This is a genomic window from Phenylobacterium sp. (genome assembly GCF_016793285.1).
In the GTDB taxonomy this organism is placed as follows: domain Bacteria; phylum Pseudomonadota; class Alphaproteobacteria; order Caulobacterales; family Caulobacteraceae; genus Phenylobacterium.
Window position 1 is genome coordinate 24,607 of record NZ_JAEUMO010000092.1, and the last position, 9,065, is coordinate 33,671.

Annotated in this window: 9 protein-coding genes; all 9 read right to left on the reverse strand. The window is 70.8% G+C overall.

Annotated elements, in window-relative coordinates:
- Positions 1–25 precede the first annotated feature (25 nt).
- The 9 genes from JNL41_RS09635 to JNL41_RS09675 all read right to left on the reverse strand — a co-directional run bounded on the left by JNL41_RS09635 (position 26) and on the right by JNL41_RS09675 (position 9,034).
- Complete coding sequence (locus tag JNL41_RS09635; protein ID WP_293474380.1) at positions 26–295, reverse strand: phosphopantetheine-binding protein; 270 nt, start codon at positions 293–295, stop codon at positions 26–28.
- Positions 292–1,899 carry an amino acid adenylation domain-containing protein gene (locus JNL41_RS09640; protein WP_293474382.1) on the reverse strand — a complete coding sequence of 536 codons (1,608 nt, stop codon included), beginning with the start codon at positions 1,897–1,899 and terminating at the stop codon, positions 292–294. The genes JNL41_RS09635 and JNL41_RS09640 overlap by 4 nt, the downstream gene beginning before the upstream one ends.
- An 84-nt stretch (positions 1,900–1,983) precedes the next feature.
- A complete protein-coding gene (locus JNL41_RS09645; protein ID WP_293474383.1) occupies positions 1,984–2,910 on the reverse strand; it encodes an endonuclease/exonuclease/phosphatase family protein in 927 nt (308 codons plus the stop codon).
- A gap of 27 nt (positions 2,911–2,937) precedes the next feature.
- Positions 2,938–3,813, reverse strand: coding sequence for a glucose-1-phosphate thymidylyltransferase RfbA (rfbA, locus tag JNL41_RS09650; RefSeq protein ID WP_293474384.1), 876 nt, complete (start codon positions 3,811–3,813; stop codon positions 2,938–2,940).
- Positions 3,814–3,823: 10 nt separating this feature from the next.
- Entirely contained in the window at positions 3,824–4,873 is a 1,050-nt protein-coding gene (gene rfbB, locus JNL41_RS09655) for a dTDP-glucose 4,6-dehydratase (protein WP_293474385.1), read from the reverse strand.
- Positions 4,874–4,905: 32 nt separating this feature from the next.
- Positions 4,906–5,577, reverse strand: a complete 672-nt coding sequence (locus JNL41_RS09660) for a PEPxxWA-CTERM sorting domain-containing protein (protein ID WP_293474387.1) — start codon at positions 5,575–5,577, stop codon at positions 4,906–4,908.
- Between the two features lie 51 nt (positions 5,578–5,628).
- On the reverse strand, positions 5,629–6,048 hold the full coding sequence (locus JNL41_RS09665; protein WP_293474389.1) for a DUF4112 domain-containing protein: 420 nt from the start codon (positions 6,046–6,048) through the stop codon (positions 5,629–5,631).
- A 40-nt stretch (positions 6,049–6,088) separates the two neighbouring features.
- Positions 6,089–8,635, reverse strand: a complete 2,547-nt coding sequence (locus JNL41_RS09670; protein ID WP_293474391.1) for a polar localization protein TipN — start codon at positions 8,633–8,635, stop codon at positions 6,089–6,091.
- 165 nt (positions 8,636–8,800) lie between these two features.
- Positions 8,801–9,034: a hypothetical protein gene (locus JNL41_RS09675; RefSeq protein WP_293474392.1), complete on the reverse strand. Its 234-nt coding sequence runs from the start codon at positions 9,032–9,034 to the stop codon at positions 8,801–8,803.
- Positions 9,035–9,065: the final 31 nt, after the last annotated feature.

The window sequence follows — 9,065 nt, forward strand, 5'->3', positions numbered from 1 at the left end:
TGTGGAGGCGCCGACGGTCGGCTCATCAACCCGCGACCCGCTCGACAACGAAGCTCGCCAGCGGGCCGACGACGGTCATGTCCTCAGGATCGAGCTCCTCGAAGTCCAACTCCTCCCCGAACCGCTGCTGCAGCGTTTCCACAAGCGAGAGCATGCCCAGCGAGTCGATCATGCCGGACAGCAGGAGGTCGCAGTCGTCCGCCAGATCGGCGGGCGAGTAGGCGCCGTCGCCATGCGTGGCGTTCAGAAACTCAGCCAGGACGGCCCGCACATCGTCTGCGGTCACAGCGCTCATAGTCCCTCCTCGAGCATCTTGGTCAGTGCGCCCCGATCGAACTTGTCGTTGGCGTTCCTAGGAATCCTGTCGAGGAAGTGGATGCGGCGCGGCGTCATGTAGTCCGGCAGGCGCTTGGAAACCACATCGCGGATCACGCCGCCCTCGCCGCCGCCCTCGACAAAAGCCTCGACGCCGCCGTAGCCGCTCGGCGTCGCGGGCCACCCCAGCGCGACGGCGCCGTCGAGGCCGGTGGCGTCGCGGATCGCTTGCTCGATCTCACCGAGCTCGACGCGGTAGCCCATCACCTTGACTTGAAAGTCCACCCGCCCGAGGTGGGTCATGGGGCGGCCGCCGGCCGTCCGGCGCACCCGGTCTCCGGTGCGGTAGAACACCTGGTCGCGGCCCGGTGGCGTGACGAAGGCCGCGGCCGTCTTGTCCGGATCGTTCCAGTAGCCGAGCGACATCTGCGGGCCGGCCATCAACAGTTCGCCGGTCTCGCCGGGCTGGACCTCGTTCAGCGCCTCGTCGACCACCAGCACCTGCATGCCCGGATAGGGGTCGCCGATCGGGACGATGCCCATCTCGCAATCAGCCGGCGAGCGCTCGCGGTCCCAGCGGTAGCGGGTGCAGGCGATGGTGAGCTCGGTCGGGCCGTAGAGGTTTTCGATGACGCCGTTGGGCGCGGCCTCGCTCCAGGCGACCACGGAAGCCGCCGGCAGCGGCTCACCGCAGAACAGGCAGAGGCGCAGCGATGGGTAACGGTCCGGCTTCAGCATGCCGAGCTGCTTCATGAAGATTGCGGTCGAGGGGACCGAGAACCAGATGGTCAGCTCCATCTCGCGGATGAACTGGCCCGGCTTGATCAGTGTCTTCTGCGAGGGGCAGCACAGCATCGCGCCGCGCTCCCAGCAGACGAACATGTCGAAGACCGACAGATCGAAGGTCATGTCGAACATCTGCGAGAAACGATCGGTCTCGCGAGGGTCGTAGAGGTCGACCATGTAGTCGATGAAGGCGACGACGTTGCGGTGGGCGACCATCACGCCCTTGGGGATGCCCGTGCTGCCCGAGGTGAAGAGCAAGTAGGCGATCGCGTTCGGATCGGTGACCGGCGCGCGCCAAGCCTCTGCGCTCTTCAGCTCCGCGGCGCTCAGGAAGACGTGGGCCGGCCAGCGAGTCCTCAGCTCCGCTACGTCGTCAGCGTCGAGGGCCATGACCACAACGCCCGGCTCGGCCTCGTCCAGGAGGCCGGAGAGTTGCGCCTGACAGGCGGCGTCCACGATGAGCGTCCGGCAACCGGAGCGCCGGAACATGGCCCGCGTGCGCTCGATCGGAAAGCTGGGATTCAACGGCACATAGCCGTGACCCGCGAGCAGCGCACCCAGCACGCCCACGAAGGCCGTGCGCGAACGATATGCGAAGACGGCCGTCAGCTCGACGCCGCCCGGATCGAACTCGGCCAGCGTGGCGGCCACAGCCTTGGCCCGGGTTTCGAGTTCGCGATAACTTAGAGTTTCGCCCTGGACAGCAAGGGCTGGGCGGTCCGGAAAACGAGCCGCCGAGGCGGCAAACCCCTCCCATAGGGCTTCCTTCGTCACGCGGCCCACCTCAGACAACTGCATCCGCCCTCCGATTAGTCGGAATCTTGGGACACGCCAATCGGCGCGAGGCAAAACCTGCAAACAACGGGCCAGGCCGCGCCACGGTCAGACAGGGGCCAGAGTGACCAAGACGGGGTAGTGATCCGAGCCCAGCCGCGGGCCGCGTGCGACCTCGACGAGGCGCCAGCCCGAGCCCGCGTAGACATGGTCGATCGGCAGGAACGGCGCGAGGGCGGGAAGCCGATTATGGCTCACCCGCTCAGCCGGCCAACTGAACACACCGCGCGTTCGGCGCTCCAGCCCGAGTTGGCGGTCGTAGCGGCGCTGTACGAACGACCAAGGCGTCGAATTGAAGTCGCCAGCCAGGATCATGCGGTCACGCGGCAGGCCGTCGAGGCGGCTCAGCACGCGAGCGAACTCTTCCCGGTTGACCCGCGGCCGTACAGGCCAGGCCAGATGCATGCCGGCCACCGTGTAGGGCCCGCGCGCGTCCGCAAACGACGCCACCGAGACTGACGGCGACCACCCGACGCGCGGCTCGGCAGCGTTGTCGCTCAACGGCTTACGGCGCGAGAGGATCGAGGCCAGGCAGTCGCGGCAGGCTACGTAGTAGTCGCCTGTCGCAAGCAGCTTGCGGCGCACGACGCCTCCTTCCTCAAGAACTATGACGTCAGGACGCTGCGACCGGATCCAGGTCACCGCCTCGTCGGCGCGGCGATTGTCGGCGAGCGCATTGAACTGGATGATGCGGAAGCGTTCGCCTCCGGATGGCCCGGTCTGCGGGGCCGCAGCGTACTCGGGCGCCAGCAGCCCGACGCCGAGCAGCAAGGCTACGATCCCACAAGCGGCAGCGAACGGGCGGCTTCGGCGACGCCCAAGCGCCCAGCCTGCCGCGCCTCCCAATCCGCCCATCGCGGTCGTCAGCGGCGCGAAATGGTTCGGCAGGTCGAGGAAGTCGTTGAACCGGCCGCCCTGCCCCACGACCAGGGCAAGTGCCGAGAGCGCGGCGAGTCCCGTCGCGATCGAGGCCATCGCGCCGCGCATCTCGTGGCGACCTGATCAGTCGCCGCGGGTGGCGAGTTCGCGGAGGTAGCGGCCGTATTCGCTCTTGCCCTGCACCTCGGCCGACTTCAGCAGCTCGTCCCGGTCGATCCAGCCGTTCTCGAAGGCGATCTCCTCGAGGCAGCCGATGCGCAGGCCCTGGCGCTGTTCGAAGACGCGGATCAGCTCGCCGGCGCCGATGAGGCTGTCGTGGGTGCCGGCGTCCTCCCAGGCGAAGCCGCGGCCCAGAAGCTCGACGTGCAGCCCGCCTTCCTGAAGGTAGACGTCGTTCAGCGCGGTGATCTCCAGCTCGCCGCGGGCCGAGCGCGCGAGCGTCTTGGCGATCTCGCTGGCGCGGCCGTCGTAGAAGTAGAGGCCGGTCACCGCGTAGTTCGACTTCGGGTTCGCCGGCTTCTCCTCGATGGAGACGGCGCGGCCGTCGGCGGTCAGCTCCACCACGCCGTAGCGCTCGGGATCATGCACGGGATAGCCGAACACCGTGGCCCCGTCCGCGCGCGCGTCGGCGTTCTTCAGCATCTGCACGAAGTTCTGCCCGAAGAAGATGTTGTCGCCGAGGATCAGCGTCGAGGGCTGGCCGCCGACGAAGTCCTCGCCCAGCAGATAGGCCTCGGCCAGGCCGCCCGGATGGGGCTGGACCACGTACTCGAACCGCACGCCGAACCGCGAGCCGTCGCCCAGCAGGCGCATGAAGCCCGCCTGGTCCTCTGCGGTGGTGATGAGCAGGATCTCCCGGATGCCGGCCAGGAACAGCACCGACAGCGGGTAGTAGATCATCGGCTTGTCGTAGACGGGCAGCAACTGCTTCGACGTCGCCATGGTCAGCGGGTGCAGCCGGGTGCCGGCGCCGCCGGCGAGAACGAGACCCTTCCTCATCGCCCTGCCCCTACGCCTTCACCAGACCGAGGCGGTCGGAATGGAACCCGCGCTCGCGGATCCGCTCGACCCAGCCGTAGTTGTCGACGTACCACTGCACGGTGTCTTCGAGCCCCTGCTCCAGCGGCATGCGGGCCTTCCAGCCCAGCTCGCGCTCCAGCTTGGCGGAGTCGATCGAGTAGCGGAAATCGTGGCCCGGCCGGTCGGTGACGAACGCGATCTTGTCGGCGTGCGACGTGTTGGCCGGCGCCATCCTGTCGAGGTGGGCGCAGATGGCCCTCACGATCTCGATGTTGCGCTTCGTGGCGTCGCCGCCGATGCAGTAGGTCTCGTTCAGCAGGCCCTTCTGCAGCACCAGCAGCAGCGCCTCGGCGTGATCGTCGACGTGCAGCCAGTCGCGCACCTGGCGGCCGTCGCCGTAGACCGGGATCGACTTGCCCTCGAGCGCGCGGGTGATCACCGTCGGGATCAGCTTCTCGGGGAACTGGTGCGGACCGTAGTTGTTCGAGCAGTTGGTGATCACCACCGGCAGCTTGAAGGTATGGCCCCAGGCGCGGACCAGGTGGTCGGCGGCGGCCTTCGAGGCCGAGTACGGCGACTTCGGATCGTAGGGCGTCTCCTCGGTGAAGTCGCCGGTTTCGCCCAGGGCGCCGAACACCTCGTCGGTGGAGACGTGATGGAAGCGGAAGGCGTCCTTCGCCGGCCCCTCCAGCCTGTTCCACCAGGCGCGGGCGACTTCCAGCAGCACCGCCGTCCCGGTGATGTTCGACTTCACGAAGTCGAGCGGGCCTTCGATGGCGCGGTCGTTGTGGCTTTCCGCCGCCAGGTGCATCACCGCGTCGGGCCGGTGCCTGGCGAAGACGGCTTCGAGCCTGGGCCGGTCACAGACGTCGACGTGCTCGAAGGCATAGCCGGGATCGTTCGCGACGCCCTCGACGTTCTCGAGGTTCGCCGAATAGGTCAGGGCGTCCAGGTTCACCACCTGGTGGCCGTCGGCGATGGCGCGCCGAACGACGGCCGAGCCGATGAATCCGGCTCCGCCGGTAATCAGGATCTTCATGCGCGCCTTCCTGTGCGGGCGGCCGCCCGCCGTCAACTCCCGGCGCGCACTGTGCCCCGGCGCAGGTTTACGGGCCCTTGCACTCGCCGCCGCAGCGCCGCGCCGGTGAGGCCGAAGCCGACGATCAGCAGCGCCCAGGCCGCCGGCTCGGGGACGCCGGCGATCGTGACGGTCTGGGTGAGCGTGCCTTCGAGGCTGGTTCCGACCCCCGCGAGCTCCACCGAGATCAGGAATTCGTTCAGGCCCGAGCCGGCGTAGCGGCCGAAGGTCCCGTCCGACCCAAGGATCGTGAAGTCGACGAGCGGGGTGACCACCGTCACGAGGTCGCTGGGGTCGCCGCCGGGCAGCGAGGTCTCAGGATACCGCGTGTCGATCGCCGCCGTGCCGATGAGGTCGAAGCTCGTGCCCCCGCCGCCATCGTCCACGCCGGGCCCGGTCAGGAACACGGTCCAGCTCACGTCCTCGGCCGGACGGACCGACGGATCGTCGCCCGCGGACACGTCCTTGAACTGAGACGTCCTGCCGACGAACGAGAAGCTGACGCCGGTGATCGTGCCGGGGCCGGAGTACTGCGGAAGGAACAGCGACTCCACGAGCGCGTAGGTGAAGTCGACCGTCGCCGTCGAAACCACTGTGGCGGCCGCCGCGGGACCGGCCAAGAACAGCGACGCGACGCAGGCAAGCTTCACGATGAGACGCGACATCACACCCTCCACTCCAGGGACGGCATGGTAAATCCTGTGGGACGCCGAAAGCTACTGTCGCGTGCTCGCCACGCGCTCCGCCGCGGGAACAGGCTCGCGGTCCGCGTCGTGCGCGGGGCGGCCATGGCGGCTCTCGACGTCCCGCTGCAGGGCGCGCGCGGCGAAGGCGTGGCCGGTGAAGAGCGTGTCGAAGGCCCAGCCCACGATCGGGACGCCGGACGCGAGGCTGTCGAGGCCCAGATACGCACCCATCCGCAGCAGCGTGCCCCGCGAGACGCCGGCCTGGATGGCCTCGGACAGCAGGAGGGCCGCCGCGCCGACGGAGTAGACCGTGCCGGCCACCGGCGCCCAGGCCAGGACGCCGTCGATGCCGAGGCCCCAGGGGCCGACGCCGATCACGCGGTCCGAGAGCTGCCTGATGCGCTCGGCCCGCCGCCAGGCCTTGTGCGCGCGGTCGCGGTCGTGGGTCATGCCTCGCTGAACGCCCGGGCCGGTGGGGCGGGTTCCCCGCTCAGATCATGTCCCCGCCCGCCGCATCGAGCAGCAGGAACAGGCGCCCCGCCTCGGCGGCCAGCATGTTGGCGAGCACGAAGCCCGCGGGGTCGCGCGCGACCGCATCGTCCGCCAGGGTCTTGTAGCGGCGCACGTAGACCTCGGTCTTGCGCTTGATGTCCTCGTCGGTGAACAGGCGGCGCGCGATGCGGCGCGTGGCGGCCGGCGCCAGCTTCTTCACCACTTCGCGGGCGCCCTCGACGTCGCCGGTCTGGACGGCCGCGGCGATCTCCTCGATGCGGGCCAGCGGCAGGAGTTTCTCGGGATCGACGCCCATGCGGGCCAGCTCCGCCGCCAGGGTCTCTTCCAGCCGCTCGCCCTCGCCGTCGGCGCCATCGAGGGAGGCCAGCAGGTCCTTCCAGGTCCAGGTGTCGTCGCCGGAGCTGTCCTCGCCGTCGTCGGCGTCCGCATCTGTCTGCGTGGCGGGCAGGCCCGCGGCGGCCTGGAAGACGGCCGAGAACTCGCGGTCGGTGGCCGTGGGCGTGAAGCGCAGGCGGCTCTTCAGGCCCAGACGGTCGGCGAGCGCGCCGGGCGGCTCGGTCGGGTCCGCAGGCTCCGACAGCTCCAGCGGTTCCTCCTCGGGCGGCGGGGCCGTGACCGCCCTGGCCTTCCGCGCGGGCGGCGGCGGGGCGGCGGCGGGAGCGGGAGCGGGCGCTGAGGCAAGGGCGGCCGGTGGCGGCGGAGAGACCGCCGCGACGCCCATCAGGCGCACGGCCTCGCTCAGCATCTCGAAATTGCGGCGAACCCGCTCCTGGAAGGCCGCGTCGATGGCCTGGGCCTCCTCCGCCGTGCGTCGCGCCTGGGCCATCAGTTCGTCCATCCCGTCGGCGACGGCGGCGCGGACCTGCCGGGCCTGGCCCGCCGCCGCGACGGGAAGCTGCGACGCCCGCGCCTCGAGCTCGGCCAGCATGGCGGCGAGTTCGTCCAGCGTTTCGCGGGCCGCCGCGGCGCCGTCGGCGAGACGCTTCGCCGTTGTGGCGCCGGCGTCCTCCACCATCTTCGACGACTGTTCGATGAGGGCTTTCGCCTCCTCCAGGCGCGCCTCGAACGCCTGGTTGGCCTTCTGGCCCGCGGCGAAGGCGGCCTCCGACAGGTGGTCGACCTGCTCGCGCGCGGCGGCGGCGTGGCGGGCGGCGGCCTCGCGGGTCTCCTCGGCGGCGGTGGCGAGGCCGTCGATGGCGGTGCGCGTCATCGCCTCCAGGTGGGCGCGCTGCTCGGCGGCGGCAGCGGAGACCGCCTCCAGGCTCTGCAGCGTCGACTGGCCGAACTCCTCGCGCTCGGCCTTCGCCGTCTCGGCGAGGTCGCGGAACTGCAGCGCCGCATCGCCCATCAGCCGGCGCAGGTGTTCGCCGCCCGCGGTGGCGCGCTCGGCCATCTCGCCGGCCGAGATGCGGGTGGTTTCGATGAACTCGCCCAGTTTCGCGGCATGGGCCTCGGCCTCGGCGGCGAAGGCCTGGTGGTCGCCTTTCAGGGCCTGGCTGAGGCCCACCAGCGCCGCGCGCTGCTCGGAAAGGCCGGTCTCGACCGCCTTCACCTGGTCGGCCACGCCGGTTCCGGCGGTCTCGAGGCGCGCGATGTGGCGGGTCAGGTCCTCGCCGGCGACGCGCGCGGCGCTGCTGGCGTCGCCGGCGGCGGCCGCCAGGTCGGCGGCGCGGGCGGCCAGCGCGGTCTCGGCCTCGCGGATCTGCGCGTCGGCGACGCCGGCCGCCTCGCCCACCATCTTCGCCTGCTCGACGATCGCGTCGGTGATCCTGGTCGACTGGGCGTCGAGGGTCTGGGCGAGCTGGCCCATCTCGGAGCGCTCGCGACCCAGCGTCGCGGCCAGCTCCTGCGCGGTGCGGACCGACTGGGCGGTGACGCCGGTCAGCTTGTCGGTCTCGAAGGCCAGCGCGTCGCGCATCGCCAGCATGGTTTCGCGGGCCTCCTCCGCGGCCTGCCCGGCGCGGGCGATCTCGTCGCGCACGGCCTGGGCCACGTCGCCGGCGCGAGCGGCGGAGACCAGGGCCGGGGCCAGCATGTCCTCCGCTGCGGCCTTGGCGCGGCGGGCCTCCCACGAGAGCTTCTGACCCTGGCGGATCATGTAGGCGGCGCCGAAGACGAAGGCCGCCGGGCCGATCGCCAGGAGCGCGAAGACCGCGAGCGCGAAGGCGTCGTTCTGCAGCGGGGCGACATTGCTGCGGTAGCCGACCGCAAACGCGATCGGGGCCAGCGCCCACAGCCCAGCGACCGCCACGGCGGTGAGCCAGATGGGCCAGCCAGCCGGCGCCGGCGCAGCCGCCTCCAGGCGGGCGACATAGCCCTGCGCCGCCGCCTCGGACTCGCGGCGCAGCGCCGCGGCGCGCGCGCTGGGCGCCGTCACCGCCTGCTCGCTCTCACGGTCGATGGGACGGAAGCCGACCGCCTCCGTCAGCGGCAGGTCGACGCCGTCGTCCGGGGCGGCCGGGCCGGCTGCGTCCAGCGCCTGGGAGGATCCGAAATCCGCCGGCTTTTGCCGCTTCGAGAACAACGCCCTGGACCTTCCGCTCACGAGACCCGACGGCTCGCGCTCCGTCCAGGTCCGACTGCCCCCGACAGCCGCAACTTCACGCCCGCAGGATTACCTGCGGCGCGGACCGACGCAAACAGCCGAGGCCCGGATTCGGGCGCGAAACGGCGGAATGTCGCGGAGATGTCAGGCCTTGATGAGGCGGGTGCGCTGGGCGTCGGGGCAGACCGCCGCCTTTTCGACCCGCGCCGGCTCGCGCCGCGCGTTCGCGGCCTGCCGCGGCGTGCGCGCCACCACCCGCTGCTCGGCGGGCGGGCGCTGTTCCAGCACGGGATGGTCGAGGGTCACGCCGAAGTGCGAGAACGCGGCGGCGGAGGAATGCACGACCACCGCGGCCACCATTTCCGTCAATGTCGCCATGGGAGCACCCCCGACGATTCCACCCGATCCG

Bases quoted from the DNA above. Each gene is read 5' to 3' on its own strand.
- rfbB (WP_293474385.1), bottom strand. From the start codon at position 4,873: ATGAAGATCCTGATTACCGGCGGAGCCGGATTCATCGGCTCGGCCGTC.
- JNL41_RS09665 (WP_293474389.1), bottom strand. From the start codon at position 6,048: ATGACCCACGACCGCGACCGCGCGCACAAGGCCTGGCGGCGGGCCGAG.
- JNL41_RS09645 (WP_293474383.1), bottom strand. From the start codon at position 2,910: ATGGCCTCGATCGCGACGGGACTCGCCGCGCTCTCGGCACTTGCCCTG.
- rfbA (WP_293474384.1), bottom strand. From the start codon at position 3,813: ATGAGGAAGGGTCTCGTTCTCGCCGGCGGCGCCGGCACCCGGCTGCAC.
- JNL41_RS09660 (WP_293474387.1), bottom strand. From the start codon at position 5,577: ATGTCGCGTCTCATCGTGAAGCTTGCCTGCGTCGCGTCGCTGTTCTTG.
- JNL41_RS09640 (WP_293474382.1), bottom strand. From the start codon at position 1,899: ATGCAGTTGTCTGAGGTGGGCCGCGTGACGAAGGAAGCCCTATGGGAG.
- JNL41_RS09635 (WP_293474380.1), bottom strand. From the start codon at position 295: ATGAGCGCTGTGACCGCAGACGATGTGCGGGCCGTCCTGGCTGAGTTT.
- JNL41_RS09675 (WP_293474392.1), bottom strand. From the start codon at position 9,034: ATGGCGACATTGACGGAAATGGTGGCCGCGGTGGTCGTGCATTCCTCC.